This window comes from Corallococcus terminator (genome assembly GCF_003611635.1).
GTDB classification, from domain to species: domain Bacteria; phylum Myxococcota; class Myxococcia; order Myxococcales; family Myxococcaceae; genus Corallococcus; species Corallococcus terminator.
Window position 1 is genome coordinate 24,750 of the sequence record NZ_RAVZ01000044.1, and the last position, 14,414, is coordinate 39,163.

Here is a 14,414-nt window from a genome sequence, read left to right on the forward strand (position 1 = left end):
CAGCAAGGAGGCGCGGATATTATGCAGAACGGCGCAGCGCGCAAGAACATTCTTGGGGATTTTCATGCGTCTTGCGCGCGTATTCATGCGCATGCAAGGTGAGGGTGAATGAACCTGGACGAGGCCATCCTTCAGCTCATCTCCCGGCAGGAGATCACCGATCAGGCCGTGCTGCAGGAGCAGTTGGAGGAGGCGGGTCACGCGCCCAGCCAGTCCACGCTGTCGCGGCGGCTCAAGAAGCTGAGCGTGCAGAAGGTGAACGGGCGCTATCAGCGCACGGAGACGCCGCCGGTGGTGGCGGCCATCGCGCCGCGCGTGTCCATCATCGAGGCGCCGCCCAACATGCTGGTGCTGAAGACGGCGCCCGGCTACGCGCAGATCTTCGGGGTGGCGCTGGACCGCGAGGAGGTGGCGGGGCTCGCGGGCACGGTGGCGGGAGACGACACCATCTTCATCGCGGTGAGGGATCCGTCGCTGCTCCAGGCGGTGCGCACCGCGGTGGAGCAGCTCATCCAGCGCGGTCCGTGAAGGGAACGCGGCGCACGAGTTCCCACGGGCCTGCCAGGTAGCGCCACAGGAGCAGGGCCGGCGCGTGTCCTTCGAAGGAGGCCCAGCCCGCGGAGAGCTCCGCGAAGGCGGCCGTGGCGTCCTCGGGCGTGGCCTTGTTCATCAGCGTGACGTGGGGCCGGAAGGGCTGCCGGTCCTGCGGCGTGAGCCACTCCGCGAAGGCGCGCGACAGTTCGCGGTGGATGGCGCCCAGGCCCGGGGCTTCCACATCCACCGCCATGCCCCGGCCCAGCCTGCGCAGTCTGCCGAAGTAGAGCGTGGGGGCCGAGCGCTCGGCGATGGCTTCGAGCGCGGCCTCCACGCTCGTGTGTTCGCGGGGCGGCAGGTGGTGGAAGAGCGAGACGTGCGCGGGGATGAGGTTTCGCTCGGATGGGAAGTAACGCCTTCGCAGGCCATCCAGCCGTGCGAAGGCCTCTGGATCCAGCTCCGCGGTGACGAGCAGTGGGGCTTCGGCGGCCGAGGACATGAAGCGGCTCCTGGGTGTCCTCGCCGAAGTCCGACGGGATCAGCTCTTGGACTGCGACGCGAAGTACTGCTTCAACCCCTCATTGGCCTTCTCTCGGTAGCTCGGGATTTGAGCGCGGTCCGCTTCGGCGAGGGCCTTCTTCACGTGCGCCGCATCGAAGTCCTGGGTGTAGACGGGCGTCCCGGGCTGCTGGCGCCAGGAGTCCGCGATGCCACCAGCGTCGATGGCGTCGAAGCCGAGCGCCTCCACGAGCTGGAGCACCTTGGCCTTCGCCTCGGGAGAGTCCCCCGCGACGGGCAGCGCTATCCGGCCCGGCGTCCCCTTGGGAACGCCCTTCTCCAGGAGGCTCTTGGAGTAGATGTTGTTGAAGACCTTGATGACCGGCCGGCCGAGCAGCTTCGCGACCCATTCGCTCTCGACCATGCCTTTGTCGATCTCCGAAAGGGCGCCATCCCGAATGGGGTAGTAGTTGCCCGTGTCGATGACGATGACCTCCTTCGGCACGTTCGCGAAGAGGTCCTTGGGCAGGTCGCGGACCGCCTTCTGGGGGATGGTGACGACGACGACCTCCGCGCCCTTCACGGCGTCGGCGGGGGTGACAGCCTTCGCGCCCGTCTCCGCCGCGACCTCCTTCAGCGTCTCCGGCCCGCGCGAGTTCGCGATCACCACCTCATGCCCCAGCTTGACCCAGTGCCGGGCGAGGGTTCCACCAATGTAGCCGGCGCCGATGATTCCAATCTTCATGTGTCGGTTCCTTCCAGGGGAGCGAAGCAATCTGCGGGTGGGCGCACCGGTGACCTCCACCGGTTTGCGTGCGCGGGCCCGGGGTGCCACCCCAGATAGTCCTCGCACCGCCCTGCCGCCATGCATTCAGCGGAGGAAGGCGATGTCGGAACGTGGACAGGCCACGCTTCTCGTCGAGGGGCTTCGCCACAGGGTGCAACGGGCCGCCTCCGTCCTCTTCCGGAGTGAGGATCTTCAATTGGCAGAGGAGGAGCGGCCGTACGCTGGAGTGAACGGCTCAGCCCACCTGTTGATAGCGGAAGTGGCCCTTGATGAATGCCGCGAGGTATTCACCGTGGGAGGCCGCCTGCATGAGCGCGCGGTGCTGCGCCGCGGGCACCCCCAGATACTGGTAGACGTGACGGTTGGTGAACTCGACCTCCAGCGTCTGACTCGCGGGGTCGTAACCGATGGAGAGGATGTTGCCCGAAGCGACGGGTGTGCGGTGCATGGTCGGAATCCTCGGGTCCCCCCATCCGACAGCACCATTCCCCGAAAGGGGTAGGGGACACCTGGGGATGACGGGCTTTCATGGGCCCACGCCCTGACCTACCTGCGAGGTGGGTCACACCCATCATCGTGCGCCGGGGGCTGATGTCGCGGGCGTGACACCGAACAGACAGTGTCCGCAGTGGGGCAGGGCAGGGGCTTCCGCCGTGACGGACTCCTTCGATAACATTCTCGCGCGGACGGTCTTTGGGGGCCGGCCGCGCCGCCATGTCGAATCTTTCATCAGAGCTGGTCGCGGCCTTCCGTGGGGGGGCCACGCAGCGCTTCACTTCCGACGAGGAGGCCGGGCTCGCGCCCATGTTGAGGGACATCGTCGCGCGCTGCGAGCAGGCGTGGTCCGGCGCGTGGCTCACGCCCGGTGACTTCGCCGCGCACCTGGGCCTGCACACGCCCGTGGGTGAACCCCTGGGGGAAGCCCTGGCCGCGCTGTGCTGCGAGGACCTGTACCTGGCGCTGGCGGCGGTGGAGGGACACCGGGCCGCACTGGAGGCGTTGGATTCCACCGCGCTGGTGCCCGCCGGACGCGCGGTGCGCCGGGTGGAGGACTCGAACGCATTCGTGGATGAGGTGCTCCAGCTCACGCGCCTGCGGCTCCTGGTGGAAGAGGGCACCACGCACGCGCCCCGTCTCAAGGCGTACGCGGGCCGGGGGCCGCTGCGCCGGTGGACGGAAGCCGTGGCGCTGGGCGTGGCGCTGTCGCTCAAGCGCCGGCCGGAGCGAACCAGTCCCCTGGACGACGCGGTGATCGCCGCGGAGCTGGGGACGCATGATCCGGAGCTGGAGCTCATCCGCCACCGCTCCCGTCCTGCCTTCCGCGCCGCCTTCGCGGAGGCCCTGGCGGCCCTGTCCCCGCGCGACCGCAACCTGCTGCGCCTGGGGCTCGTGCAGGGCCTGGGCGTGGAGTCGCTGGGCGCGATGCACCAGGTGCATGCCTCCACCGTGTCGCGGTGGATGGCGAAGGCCCGCGACGCGCTGCTGGAGTCCACCCGCGAGGGCCTGGCCCGGCGGCTCGCGTTGAACACCTCGCAGCTCGACAGCCTGTTGCGCGTCCTGGACGGCAGCCTGGATGTCAGCCTCGCGTCCCTCCTGAAGGAAGGCTGAAGGTCGTCCATGTCCGATTCCGCGTCCCACCTGGAGGAGGTCGAACTGCTCGACCTCGCGGACGGCGTCCCGTCGCAGGCCCTGCGCGAGCGCGCCGAAGCGCACCTGGATGCATGCGCGTCCTGCCGCGAAGCCCTGGCCGACTTCATGCGCATCCGCGCCGCCCCCGCGCCCGACGTGCACAACGCGCGCACGGTGCTGCTCGTGTCGGAGTCTCCGGGCGCGCGCCTGTCCGGTTCGGGAATGCCGCTCATCGCGCAGGGCACGTTGCTGGGCCGCTACGTGGTGCTGGAGCGGCTGGGCGCGGGGGGGATGGGCGTCGTCCACGCGGCCTATGATCCGAGCCTCGACCGGCGGATTGGCCTGAAGCTGTTGCGCACGCTGCCCGAAGCGGACGGCACGGGGAGCATGACGGAGCGGCTGCTGCGCGAGGCCCAGGCCGCCGCGCGCACGCGCCATCCGCACGTCGTCACCGTGCACGACGTGGGCACGTTCGGAAACGTGGTCTTCATCGCGATGGAGCTGGTGGACGGCGGCACCCTGCGACAGCACCTGCGGGCCTCTCCCCGGCCGTGGCGCGACGTGGTGCGGCTGTACCTCCAGGCGGGCAGGGGGCTCGCGGCGGCACACGCGGCGGGCGTCGTGCACCGCGACTTCAAGCCGGACAACGTCCTCGTGGACAAGGAAGGCCGCGCCCGCGTGACGGACTTCGGACTGGCGCGTGTGGAGTCCGCGACGTCCACGCCGGTTGCGTCGGGTGGCATGCCCCGCATCGGCACGGGCACGGGCGACAGCGGTTCCCCGAGCCTCGCGAACGCGGCCACCGCCGTCGCGGGCACGCCCGGGTACATCGCGCCAGAGGTGCTCGCGGGCGCTCCCTCCGACGCACGCTCGGATCAATACGCCTTCTGCGTGTCGCTCTACGAAGGGCTGCAGGGCCAGAAGCCACCGCCGCCGGAGCAGGGCGGCCCGACGAACCGGGGCTCCGTGCCGCGCGCCGTGCACGCGCTGCTCGTGCGCGGCCTGTCACCGGAGCCGGGAGCGCGTCATGCGTCGATGCCGGCCCTGCTCGACGCGCTGGAGCGGGCCGCCTTCCCTGTCTTCAGCAAGAAGGTGGCGGTCGCGGGCGTGGGGGCGGGGCTGCTCGCGGTCGCGGCCACCGTGTTCGTGGTGATGAGCACGCCGCCCTGCGCGGAGGATCCGCTGCGACTCGTGGGCGTCTGGGACGCGGACCGGAAGGCCGCGCTGCTCAAGGCCTTCCAGGCCACGGGGGCGCCGGGCGCGCTGCCCGCGCACCAGGCCGTGGCGCGCGCGCTGGATGCCTACGCTGCTTCCTGGCACGACAGCCGCCGTCAGGCGTGCGAGGCCACCCGGGGACGCGGCAACCAGTCCGAGGCGGTGATGGACCTGCGCATGAACTGCCTGGAGCGCAGGCGCCGCGAACTGGGCGCGCTCACGGACGTGCTGCTCACCGCGGACCGCGACAGCGTCGCGAGCGCCCCGGAGACGGCGCAGGCCCTGAGCCCGCTCTCGCGCTGCGCGGATGTGGAGGCGCTGTCACAGCCGGTGCCCCCACCCGAGCGTCCCGAGGTCGCCGCCCGCGTGAAGGCCGCCTACGCGAAGCTCGACGAAGCGCGCGCCCGGTTGAGCGCGGACCGGTGGCAGGAGGCGGTGGACCGTGTGGGCCCCATCGTCACCGAGGCGGAAGCCATCGGCTACAAGCCGCTGCTGGGCGAGGCCCTGCTCGTCGAGGGCGAAGCGCGCGCCTTCCTTCGCGAGGAGGCCGCCACCACGACGCTGCGCCGCGCGATGCTGGCATCGCTCGCGGGCCGCGATGACCTCCACGCCACCGAGGCCGTGGTGCATCAGGTCTACATCGACGGAGAGCTCGCCCAGCGGCCGGAACAGGCGCAGCTCCACGCCGAGCAGGCCCGGGCCCTCCTGGAGCGCGCCGGAGGCAACCCGGAACTGGAGGCCCAGTTGCTGGTGTTCCAGGGAAGCTCGCTCGTGCAGCAGTCCCGCCCCGAGGAAGCCCTGCCGCTCATCCAGCAGGCCCTGGCCCTCCAGGAGCGACACCATGGGAAGGACTCCCCCCGGCTCGCGCGGGCGCTCAACCTCCTGTCCACGGCCCTGCGCAAGCTGGGGCGGGCAGAGGAGGCCCTTTCCTACAGCCAACGCACGCAGACCCTGCTCGAGGCCGCCTACGGGCCCGACCACCCGAAGGTCGCGATGCTGATCAACAACCGGGGCAGCACGCTGATGGAGCTGCGCCGCTATCAGGAAGCCCGGGTGTGCTTCCTGGAGAGCCTGGCCCGCTTCGAACGGATGTACGGCCCCGGCCAGCCGCTGCGCTACGCCCTGGGCCTGCGCGCGAACATTGGCGCGGTGACCTTCAGCATGGGCCTCTACGACGAGTCCGAGCGGATCCAACGAGATGCCCTGGCGATGTACCGCGAGCACTTTCCCGCGGGTTCGACCTCCCGCGTCCGCACGGGCAACAACCTGGCGCTGGTGCTCATCAACCAGGGCCGGCCCCAGGAGGCGCTGACGCTGCTTCACGAGATGGAGGCGGAGCGAGAGGTGGCGACCGCGGACGGCCGCGAGGATCCGGTGTTCGCCATGACGCTGATGAACGCGACGGAGGCCCACCTGCGACTGGGCCGGACGGAGCACGCGGTCGCGTCGGCGACGCGTGCGGTGGCGCTCCTGCGGGAGCTGGGGGCGGAGGGCGAATTGCTCTCCGCACTGACGGCGCTGATGGGAGTGCTCACGCAGGACGGGCAGCACGCGGAGGCACGGCGCACGGGCGAAGAGGCCCTGGCCCTGCACCGGCGGCTCGCGGGCGCGGACGCCCCACCTCCGCCCGACCTCTCCCAGGTGCTGGGGGAGTGGCTCCTGGCGCGAGGCGACGCCGCGGGGGCCTGTCAGCGGCTGGGCGAGTCCCTGGCGGCGTGGGAGAAGACGGATGCCCCTCCGCTGGAGCTGGCCGTGGTGCGCTTCTCCCTGGCGCGCGCCCTGCGCAAGGCCCACCGCGAGCCGGAGCGGGCCCGGGCCCTGGTGACGGCCGCCCGTGACGCCGTGCTCCCCACCGCCGAGCCCCGGCTGCTGCGGATGACCGAACTGGAGGCCTTCCTGCGCGAGCGCTGAAGCCAGACGCCGAGGACTGCTAGGGTCGCGCCCCCTATGCGAACCCTCGTCGGATTGACCTCTTCGGGGTGGACGGAGAAGGCCCGGTGGGCCCTGGATCACCACCGCGTCGCCTACCGTTTCCACGACTACGTCCCCCTCATCCAGGAGCGCTGGCTGCGCAAGCAGGTGGCCCCCGGCGTGAAGGGGTCGGTGCCGCTGCTCATCGATCCGCCCGGCGCCGCGGTCCAGGGGTCGCTCGCCATCGCGAAGCGCGCCGAGGAGCTGGGGCAGGGCAGTCCGCTCTTCCCCTCGGAGCACCTGGCGGCCATCACCCGCTGGAACGACACCAGTGAGCAGGTGCTGGACGTGGCGCGCACCTACGCGATGCCGCGCATGCTCGCCAGCAACCGTGCCCAGGCCGAAGCGCTGCCGAAGTTCGTACCGGGCTGGCTGCGCGGCGTGTTCGCGCCCACCGCCCGCATGGGCATGCGCTTCGTCATGCGCAAGCACCAGGTCCCCGTCAGCACCGAGGAGGCCATCGAGGCCACCGTCGTCCCCGCCCTTGAAAAGCTGCGCGCGGCGCTGGGTGGACGGCCGTACCTGGAAGGCACCTTCACCTACGCGGACATCACCGCCTCGGTGATGCTCGTGCTCGCGGGCCCCGTGGCGGATCGTCACCTGCCCCTGGGCCCTGGCACGCGCGCGGTGTGGACCCACGAGGGGCTCGCCGCCCGCTTCCCCGACCTCATCGCCTGGCGCGACGCGCTCTACGACAAGCACCGCCGCACCTGAATGCCGTGAAACGAAAACGGGCCGCCCCCCAGTGGAAGGCGGCCCGTCCCGTACTGTCAGCGACGCGTGGGGCGCCTATCCGTCCGCGGGCTTCACGCCCTTGGAGTTGTCCATCAGCACCTTGGCGAAGGTGAGCCCGTCGGGGCCCGCGTCCGCCTGGATGGTCTCACCCGGTGCGTACTCGCCGCTCAGGACCTTGAGCGCGAGCGGATCCAACAGGTACTTCTGCACGGCCCGCTTCAGCGGCCGGGCGCCGTACGTGGGGTCGTACCCGCGCTCCGCCAGCAGCTCCCGGGCGCCGTCGGTGAGCTCCAACGCCAGGCGCTTGCCCTGGAGCAGCTTCTGGAGCTTCGCCAACTGGATGTCGACGATGCGGTAGATGTCCTTGCGCCGCAGCGGTTCGAAGACGACGACCTCGTCCACGCGGTTGAGGAACTCCGGGCGGAAGTGTCCGCGCAGCGCGTCCATCACCTCGCCGCGCGTCTTCTCGTTGAGCACCTCCGTGCCCGCCATGCCGTCCTGGATGGCCTGCGAGCCGATGTTCGACGTGAGGATGAGCACCGTGTTGCGGAAGTCCACCGTGCGGCCCTGGCTGTCCGTCACCCGGCCCTCGTCGAGGATCTGCAGCAGGATGTTGAACACGTCGTGGTGCGCCTTCTCGATTTCATCGAAGAGCACCACCGTGTACGGCCTGCGGCGCACGGCCTCCGTGAGCTGGCCGCCCTCCTCGTAGCCCACGTAGCCCGGGGGCGCGCCGACGAGCCGCGACACCGCGTGCTTCTCCATGTACTCGGACATGTCGATGCGGACCATCGCCGTGTCGTCGTCGAAGAGGAACTCCGCCAGCGCCTTCGCCGTCTCCGTCTTGCCCACGCCCGTGGGGCCCAGGAAGATGAACGAGCCGATGGGCCGGTTCGGATCCTGCAACCCGCTGCGCGCGCGGCGCACGGCATTGGACACGGCTTCAATCGCGCTGCGCTGGCCAATCACGCGCTGCGCGAGCCGGTCCTCCATGTGCACCAGCTTCTGCATCTCGCCTTCGAGCAGCTTGGAGACGGGGATGCCCGTCCACTTGGCCACCACGGAGGCGATGTCCTCGGAGTCCACTTCCTCCTTGAGGAACTTCTGGTGCTTCTGTAGCTCCGCCAGCTTCGCGTTCTGCGCCGCGACGTCCTTCTCCAGGGAGGGGATGACGCCGAACTTCAGCTCCGCGGCGCGGTTCAGGTCGCCCTGACGTTCCGCGGCGGCCTGGTCGTTGCGCGCCTTCTCCTGCTTCTCCTTGAGCGTGCGCAGCGCGGCGATGGACTTCTTCTCCTCGTCCCAGTGCGCCTTCAACGTGTTGAACTTCTCGTTGAGGTTCGCCAGCTCCTTCTCGATGTGGGCCAGGCGCTCACGCGAGTGCGGGTCGGTCTCCTTGCGCAGGCCCTCGCGCTCGATTTCGAGCTGCGTCACCTTGCGGCGGATGTCGTCGATCTCCGTGGGCATGGAGTCGATTTCGATGCGCAGGCGGCTGGAGGCCTCGTCCACGAGGTCGATGGCCTTGTCCGGCAGGAAGCGGTCCGCGATGTAGCGGTGGCTGAGCGTGGCCGCCGCGACGAGCGCGGTGTCCTGGATGCGCACGCCGTGGTGCACCTCGTAGCGCTCCTTGAGGCCACGCAGGATGCTGATGGTGTCGTGCACGGACGGCTCGCCCACGAACACCGGCTGGAAGCGGCGCTCCAGCGCGGCGTCCTTTTCAATGTGCTTGCGGTACTCGTCCAGCGTCGTCGCGCCAATGCAGTGCAGCTCGCCGCGCGCGAGCGCCGGCTTGAGCATGTTGCCCGCGTCCATGGCGCCTTCGGCCTTCCCGGCGCCCACGAGCGTGTGCATCTCGTCGATGAAGAGGATGATCTCCCCGGCCGCGTCGGACACTTCCTTGAGGACGGCCTTGAGGCGCTCCTCGAATTCGCCGCGGTACTTCGCGCCGGCCACCATCGCCCCCAGGTCCAGGGTGATGAGGCGCTTGTTCTTCAGACCCTCCGGCACGTCGCCGTCCACGATGCGGCGCGCAAGACCCTCCGCGATGGCCGTCTTGCCCACGCCGGGCTCACCGATGAGGACGGGGTTGTTCTTCGTGCGGCGGCTGAGCACCTGGATGCAGCGGCGGATCTCCTCGTCACGGCCGATGACCGGATCCAACTTCCCGGAGCGGGCGGCTTCCGTGAGGTCGCGGCCGTACTTCTCCAGCGCCTGGTAGGTGGACTCCGCGTCCGCGCTCGTCACGCGGCCCGAACCCCGGACCTCCTTGAGGCCCGCCTGGACGCGCTCGCGCGTGACGCCCGAGGACTTCATCGCCTCGCCGACGGCGCCCTTGTCCTGGGTGAGCGCCAGGAGCAGGTGTTCGGAGGAGGTGAACTCGTCCTTCAGCGCCTTGGCCTCGTCCTCGGCCTTGTCGAAGAGCTTCATCAGGCGCTGGCTGAGCATGGCGCTCTCGCCGCCCTGCATGCGCGGCAGCTTCTGGAGCGCGTCGCCCAGGCGGCCCGCGAACAGCTTCACGTCCACGCCAATCTTGCGCAGAAGGGGTTCGACGAGGCCGTCCTTCTGACCCAGCAGCGCCGTGGCCAGGTGCTCCGGCTCATAGTGGGGATTGTCGGCCCGGCGGGCGAGGGACTGACCCTCCTGGATCGCCTCCTGTGCCTTCACCGTGTATTTGTCGAGTCGCATGCCTTGAACGTAAGAGCCGCATCCCCCTTGGCAAGACGACACTCGCCGTGTGGCTTCCGATTTCCCCGGAATACTTTGAGCCGCTGGAAGCAGCCGGCTTTTCGTGGTGCCGAAGTTGCCAGGGGGTGGGGGGGTCGGTTATAGGCGGCGCCCATCACTGGGGGCTTCACTGGACGCGCACGGCGGCTATCTCGTTCGACTCGACACCTTCTCCGGGCTGGCGCTGGTGCGTCTGGCCCGGGAGGCCCTGTCGATGGACAGCGCCCCGGGAGCCACGGCGCTGCGCGTCACCATCAACCGCCGCCGCAAGGTGGTGCGCCTGTCCTTCCTGGGGCCCTTCTCCCAGGGACGCCAGGGCGCCCACTGGTACGCGGCCCACCATGCGCTGGCCCGGCTGCTGTCCGCCGCCGCCAACGCCACCGTGCACGCCTACGTGTACGACGCGGACGAGGGCGAGGAGGTCATCGCCTACGGAAACGGCCGGCGGGTGGGAGGAGAGCGGGTGGTGTACGAGGAGGCGGAGCTGCCCTGCCCCCTGGACGAGCTGGACGACGAGGTCTTCACCCGGCTCCAGTCGCGCTGGCCCATGGGCCACCTGGCGTACGTGTTCGGCCTGACGCGGGATGAGCTGCTGCGCATCCCCAAGGCCCCGCTGGCCCGCGTGCTGCCGCTGGAGGGCACGGACGCCAGCGCCGAGGCGGAAGCGATGACGGCCCTGGAAGCCCTGCTCCTGGGCCCCGCCCAGCCTCCCCGCGCGGTGACGGACGCCGGCTGACCGCTGGCGCGTGGTTTTACGCCGCGCCGCGTTGGCCTGCCGTGTCAGTCCCCGGAGCTCCTACCGGAACCGCGCGGCGGACCCTCAGGGGTCTTCGGTGGGGCCGTCGAGCGTGACGATGACGTCGCGCACGCCCTCGCTGCGGAAGTACTGGGCGAGCAGGGCGAAGCCGCCGGCCACCAGGAGGGTGGGCAGCACGGAGGTGGCCATCAGCAGGTAGGGCACCACGGGGAGCAGGTCCGCGGTCATCGGGTCCTGGAACTCGGGCAGCTTCTTGAAGCCCTCCACCATGACGACGCTGGTGCGCTGGGCCACCACGGTCCACTGGGCCCCGTCGATGGTGCGCAGCACGGCGGCGAGGATGCCCGCGGTGCCAATCAATTGCCGGAAGCTTTCGCGGGGCATGCCGTCCGGCGCGCGCAGCATGCGGCTGGAGGCGAAGAAGAGCAGGGTGCACACCAGGGTGAGCCCGGTGAGGACCACCACGCGCGGCTCGCGCACGTGCTCCATGGCGGACAGTTGCGCCTCCACGATGCGCTGGCTGAAGGCGGGGTCCTTGCCCAACAGGCCCAGCGAGGGCACCCGCTCCAACTGGAGCGTGCGGTGCTTCTCGAATTCCATCAGGACGGAGGCTTCGTTGCAGGAGAGCATCCCCGTCAGGGCGGAGAGCACCAGGCAGATGGACGCGGCCCACCGCAGGCCCCGAGGAAGCGACCCCGGGCGGCTGACTTCAGGAGGCTTCACTTCCGGCTTGCCTCCACGTAGCGCAGGCGCAGGTCGGACAGCAGGCCGTCCACCAGCTTCTCCTCGTCGGCGGTGAGGTTGCCGCGCGTCTTCTCGCGGAGCATCGCCAGCAGGTCCAGGTTCTGCCGGGCCGACGGCAGGTCCTTCTCCACGCGGTTCGTCTCCGGGTTCGGCGCGCCCCCCAGGTGGATGAGGACGGCGGAACCCAGGCCGACGACGAACGTGCTGAACGACAACGACTCCTCGGAGGCGGGGCTCGCTTCCCCCGTCATCACGAAGGTCTCACCCCGCTTCTCCGAAGGGCTCATTCGGCGGCCTTGTCCTCTTCGCTGGAGCCTTCCGCGGCGTCGTCGGCGTCGTCCGCCTCGTCGTCCGCGTCATCCTCCTCGTCCAGGTCGTCGTCCTCGTCCTCGTCGTCGTCCAGGTCGTCGACTTCGTCACCCATCAGCGTCTCGATGGGGACGCCCTTGTCGGCCACGTCCGGCAGCTCCTCGAGGTGCTTCTTGTACGCCTCCTCGAGTGCCAGGTCGCCACGCTGGTAGCGCTCCGTGGTGCGCTTGTCGGTGTGCTTCGGGTTGATGCCATCCGCCATGATTCAAATCCTCGGAATTGCTTGGAAAACAGCGCGCCACCTTATAGCAGGAAGGGCGCCTGTCAACGCCGCTGTCCCTGGCACCTGGAACCGATGAACGTCCCGCCCCGTCCCGCGCTTCCCCGTGGCCCGTACCTGCTGTGCGATGACAGCCTCCGCCCGGAGCTGTCCCTGGTGGAGAAGGCCGAGCGCCTGCTGGCCGGGGGCGCGCGGGTGCTGCAGCTTCGCATGAAGCACACCCCGCCCCGGGAGGCCCTGGCCGCGGCCCGGGCGGTGGTGGCCCGTTGCCGGCAGGCGGGCGCGCTGTGCCTGCTCAACGACCGGGTGGACCTGGCGCTCCTGGCGGACGCGCACGGGGTGCATGTGGGCGACGAGGACCTGCCCCCGGAGGCGGCGCGGGAGCTGTTGGGGCCCGGGCGGCTCGTGGGCGTCACGGCGCGGGGCACGGAAGGGGCCCTGGCGGCCCTGGCGGCGACGGGGGCGCACGGCGCGGCGGTGGTGTCCGACGCCCTGCTTGCCCAGGACATCGCCGAGCGGGTGCGGCTGCTGGCGGAGGCGTTTGACAGGGGCGCCCGGGGGACTAGCCTCGAAACAGGGTAGTACCTCCCATCATGAACCATCCGCCTCCGCGTCACCACGGGCCGACCCCGCGTCGTCCCAACATCGGCCTCAGCCCGGACTGGGCCCAGCCGGCCGACTCCGCCTTCCCCCGCTACGAGCTGAAGGTGCCCTACGCGGAGGCGGTGCTACGCGCTGGGGGCCTGCCTTTCGTGCTGCCGTACACGGACGACGCTTCCTGCGTGGACGCGTACCTGGAGCGCGTGTCGGGCATCGTGGTGACGGGCGGCGCCTTCGACATCCCTCCGTCCGCGTACGGCGAGGAGGTCCGCGAGGGCATGGGGCCGCTGAAGGAGGGTCGCACGGCCTTCGAGGCCCAGCTCATCCGGGGCGCGCTCAAGCGCAACCTGCCGGTGCTGGGCGTGTGCGGCGGCATGCAGCTCTTGTGCGTGGTGCTGGGCGGCACGCTGTTTCAGGACATCCTGCGGGAGGTGCCCGGGGCGCGCGACCACGAGCAGAAGCATGACCGGACCCAGCCGCAGCACCCGGTGGAGGTGAAGAACGGCACGCTGCTGGCGGAAGCCGTGGGCCACGGGCAGTTGATGGTGAACTCCACGCACCACCAGGCGGTGAACAAGCCGGGCACGGACGTGGCGGTGAGCGCGCTGTCGCCGGACGGCGTGGTGGAGGCGATTGAGTCCACCGCGCACGCCTTCGCGCTGGGCGTGCAGTGGCACCCGGAGCTGATGTTGAGCACCATCCCGGTGCACCTGGGCGTCTACAAGTCGCTGGTGCAGAAGGCGCGCGAGCACCGCCGGTGAGACCGCGCGTCCTGCTGCTGGCGGGCCTGGAGCCCACGGGCAGGGCGGGGCTGTTGGCGGACGTCGCCGCGGTGCGAGCGCGCGGCGGCGACGCGGTGGCGGTGCCCACGGCCCAGACGGCGCAGGGGACGCACACCTTCGCCGTGGTGCCGGCGGCGCCCCGCATGCTGACGGCGCAGGTGGCCGCCGCGCGCGAGTGGGGCGTGCTGCACGCGGTGAAGTGGGGCGTGGTGCCCGGCCCGTCGCAGCTCGCCACGGCGAGGGCCGCGCTCAAGGGCACCGATGCATGGTGGGTGGTGGATCCGGTGGTGCGCTCGTCGCGAGGGCAGGTGCTGTCGCGCCTGTCGCCCCGGCACTACCTGGCGCTGGCGGGCCCGCGCGTGGTGGTGACGCCCAACCTGGACGAAGCGGGGTGGCTCCTGGGCCGGCCCGCGCCCGGCACGGTGGAAGAAGCGCAGGAGGCCGCGGAAGGCCTCTGCCGCCTGGGCTTCGGTGTGGTGCTGGTGAAGGGCGGGCACCTGCCGCAAGGGCAGGGGCTGGCGGACGTGCTGGCGTTCTCCGGCCGCACGCTGGTGATGCGGGGGCGCCGGCTCAAGCGGCCCCCGGAGCGCCGGGGCACGGGCTGCCGGCTGGCCTCCGCGCTGGCGGCGGAGTTGGGCCGGGGCACGGGGCCGGAGGCCGCGGTCCGGGCCGCGCGTGAGCACGTCACGCGCTACCTGCGCACCGGCCGCGACTGACGGCCGGCCCCGGAACCGTCAGGGCGTCAGTCGCCCCGGGCGCGACTTTCGAAGCGGGTGAACTCCGACAGGAACACCATGTCCACGGAGCCAATGGGGCCGTTTCGCTGCTTGGCGACGATGAGCTCCACGGGGA

16 protein-coding genes are annotated in these 14,414 nt (G+C 70.7%); 8 read left to right on the forward strand and 8 right to left on the reverse strand.

Annotated features, from left to right (window positions below):
• The first annotated feature begins 108 nt into the window (after positions 1-108).
• The gene (locus D7V88_RS09340; protein ID WP_120540273.1) at positions 109-528 is read left to right on the forward strand and encodes an arginine repressor; all 420 of its coding nucleotides are present in this window, start codon (positions 109-111) and stop codon (positions 526-528) included.
• Here the strand turns inward: D7V88_RS09340 and D7V88_RS09345 are convergent.
• The 3 genes from D7V88_RS09345 to D7V88_RS09355 all read right to left on the reverse strand — a co-directional run bounded on the left by D7V88_RS09345 (position 509) and on the right by D7V88_RS09355 (position 2,267).
• Complete coding sequence (locus tag D7V88_RS09345) at positions 509-1,033, reverse strand: 2'-5' RNA ligase family protein (RefSeq protein WP_120540274.1); 525 nt, start codon at positions 1,031-1,033, stop codon at positions 509-511. The two genes, D7V88_RS09340 and D7V88_RS09345, sit on opposite strands and share 20 nt — an antisense overlap.
• A gap of 39 nt (positions 1,034-1,072) precedes the next feature.
• Positions 1,073-1,777 carry an NADPH-dependent F420 reductase gene (locus D7V88_RS09350; protein ID WP_120540275.1) on the reverse strand — a complete coding sequence of 235 codons (705 nt, stop codon included), beginning with the start codon at positions 1,775-1,777 and terminating at the stop codon, positions 1,073-1,075.
• Positions 1,778-2,054: 277 nt separating this feature from the next.
• A complete protein-coding gene (locus D7V88_RS09355; RefSeq protein WP_120540276.1) occupies positions 2,055-2,267 on the reverse strand; it encodes a KTSC domain-containing protein in 213 nt (70 codons plus the stop codon).
• A gap of 266 nt (positions 2,268-2,533) precedes the next feature.
• Here D7V88_RS09355 and D7V88_RS09360 point away from each other — a divergent pair, with 266 nt between their 5' ends.
• The 3 genes from D7V88_RS09360 to D7V88_RS09370 are packed head-to-tail and all read left to right on the forward strand — an operon-like array spanning position 2,534 to position 7,348.
• Positions 2,534-3,427 (forward strand): hypothetical protein, encoded by an 894-nt coding sequence (locus D7V88_RS09360; RefSeq protein ID WP_120540277.1) that lies wholly within the window; start codon positions 2,534-2,536, stop codon positions 3,425-3,427.
• Between the two features lie 9 nt (positions 3,428-3,436).
• Positions 3,437-6,574, forward strand: coding sequence for a serine/threonine-protein kinase (locus D7V88_RS09365; protein WP_120540278.1), 3,138 nt, complete (start codon positions 3,437-3,439; stop codon positions 6,572-6,574).
• 36 nt (positions 6,575-6,610) lie between these two features.
• Positions 6,611-7,348 (forward strand): glutathione S-transferase N-terminal domain-containing protein, encoded by a 738-nt coding sequence (locus D7V88_RS09370; RefSeq protein WP_120540279.1) that lies wholly within the window; start codon positions 6,611-6,613, stop codon positions 7,346-7,348.
• 75 nt (positions 7,349-7,423) lie between these two features.
• On the opposite strand, the gene clpB is transcribed toward D7V88_RS09370, so the two are convergent.
• On the reverse strand, positions 7,424-10,051 hold the full coding sequence (clpB, locus tag D7V88_RS09375; protein WP_120540280.1) for an ATP-dependent chaperone ClpB: 2,628 nt from the start codon (positions 10,049-10,051) through the stop codon (positions 7,424-7,426).
• Between the two features lie 103 nt (positions 10,052-10,154).
• On the opposite strand from clpB, the gene D7V88_RS09380 reads away from it, so the two are divergent.
• The gene (locus tag D7V88_RS09380; RefSeq protein ID WP_244238069.1) at positions 10,155-10,826 is read left to right on the forward strand and encodes a hypothetical protein; all 672 of its coding nucleotides are present in this window, start codon (positions 10,155-10,157) and stop codon (positions 10,824-10,826) included.
• An 84-nt stretch (positions 10,827-10,910) separates the two neighbouring features.
• Here D7V88_RS09380 and D7V88_RS09385 read toward each other — a convergent pair whose 3' ends face one another.
• Genes D7V88_RS09385 through D7V88_RS09395 form a run of 3 tightly spaced genes read right to left on the reverse strand, consistent with a single transcriptional unit; the run spans position 10,911 to position 12,162 of the window.
• Complete coding sequence (locus D7V88_RS09385; RefSeq protein ID WP_120540282.1) at positions 10,911-11,570, reverse strand: hypothetical protein; 660 nt, start codon at positions 11,568-11,570, stop codon at positions 10,911-10,913.
• Positions 11,567-11,878, reverse strand: a complete 312-nt coding sequence (locus tag D7V88_RS09390; protein WP_120540283.1) for a DUF1844 domain-containing protein — start codon at positions 11,876-11,878, stop codon at positions 11,567-11,569. Before D7V88_RS09390 ends, D7V88_RS09385 begins: the two co-directional genes overlap by 4 nt.
• Positions 11,875-12,162, reverse strand: a complete 288-nt coding sequence (locus D7V88_RS09395; protein WP_120540284.1) for a hypothetical protein — start codon at positions 12,160-12,162, stop codon at positions 11,875-11,877. The genes D7V88_RS09390 and D7V88_RS09395 overlap by 4 nt, the downstream gene beginning before the upstream one ends.
• Positions 12,163-12,255: 93 nt before the next feature.
• Between D7V88_RS09395 and D7V88_RS09400 the strand changes: the two genes are divergently transcribed.
• Genes D7V88_RS09400 through thiD form a run of 3 tightly spaced genes read left to right on the forward strand, consistent with a single transcriptional unit; the run spans position 12,256 to position 14,278 of the window.
• The gene (locus D7V88_RS09400) at positions 12,256-12,762 is read left to right on the forward strand and encodes a thiamine phosphate synthase (RefSeq protein ID WP_120540285.1); all 507 of its coding nucleotides are present in this window, start codon (positions 12,256-12,258) and stop codon (positions 12,760-12,762) included.
• A gap of 8 nt (positions 12,763-12,770) precedes the next feature.
• Complete coding sequence (locus D7V88_RS09405; protein ID WP_120540286.1) at positions 12,771-13,541, forward strand: gamma-glutamyl-gamma-aminobutyrate hydrolase family protein; 771 nt, start codon at positions 12,771-12,773, stop codon at positions 13,539-13,541.
• Positions 13,538-14,278: a bifunctional hydroxymethylpyrimidine kinase/phosphomethylpyrimidine kinase gene (gene thiD / locus D7V88_RS09410; RefSeq protein WP_120540287.1), complete on the forward strand. Its 741-nt coding sequence runs from the start codon at positions 13,538-13,540 to the stop codon at positions 14,276-14,278. Before D7V88_RS09405 ends, thiD begins: the two co-directional genes overlap by 4 nt.
• A 26-nt stretch (positions 14,279-14,304) precedes the next feature.
• Here the strand turns inward: thiD and D7V88_RS45100 are convergent.
• A partial coding sequence (locus D7V88_RS45100) for a DnaB-like helicase C-terminal domain-containing protein (protein ID WP_147448669.1) occupies positions 14,305-14,414 on the reverse strand: 110 nt, incomplete at its 5' end.

Coding starts and splice junctions, on each gene's coding strand:
- D7V88_RS09370 (WP_120540279.1), top strand. CDS start 6,611: ATGCGAACCCTCGTCGGATTGACCTCTTCGGGGTGGACGGAGAAGGCC.
- D7V88_RS09340 (WP_120540273.1), top strand. CDS start 109: ATGAACCTGGACGAGGCCATCCTTCAGCTCATCTCCCGGCAGGAGATC.
- D7V88_RS09395 (WP_120540284.1), bottom strand. CDS start 12,162: ATGGCGGATGGCATCAACCCGAAGCACACCGACAAGCGCACCACGGAG.
- D7V88_RS09350 (WP_120540275.1), bottom strand. CDS start 1,777: ATGAAGATTGGAATCATCGGCGCCGGCTACATTGGTGGAACCCTCGCC.
- clpB (WP_120540280.1), bottom strand. CDS start 10,051: ATGCGACTCGACAAATACACGGTGAAGGCACAGGAGGCGATCCAGGAG.
- D7V88_RS09345 (WP_120540274.1), bottom strand. CDS start 1,033: ATGTCCTCGGCCGCCGAAGCCCCACTGCTCGTCACCGCGGAGCTGGAT.
- D7V88_RS09355 (WP_120540276.1), bottom strand. CDS start 2,267: ATGCACCGCACACCCGTCGCTTCGGGCAACATCCTCTCCATCGGTTAC.
- D7V88_RS09360 (WP_120540277.1), top strand. CDS start 2,534: ATGTCGAATCTTTCATCAGAGCTGGTCGCGGCCTTCCGTGGGGGGGCC.
- D7V88_RS09390 (WP_120540283.1), bottom strand. CDS start 11,878: ATGAGCCCTTCGGAGAAGCGGGGTGAGACCTTCGTGATGACGGGGGAA.
- D7V88_RS09365 (WP_120540278.1), top strand. CDS start 3,437: ATGTCCGATTCCGCGTCCCACCTGGAGGAGGTCGAACTGCTCGACCTC.
- D7V88_RS09400 (WP_120540285.1), top strand. CDS start 12,256: ATGAACGTCCCGCCCCGTCCCGCGCTTCCCCGTGGCCCGTACCTGCTG.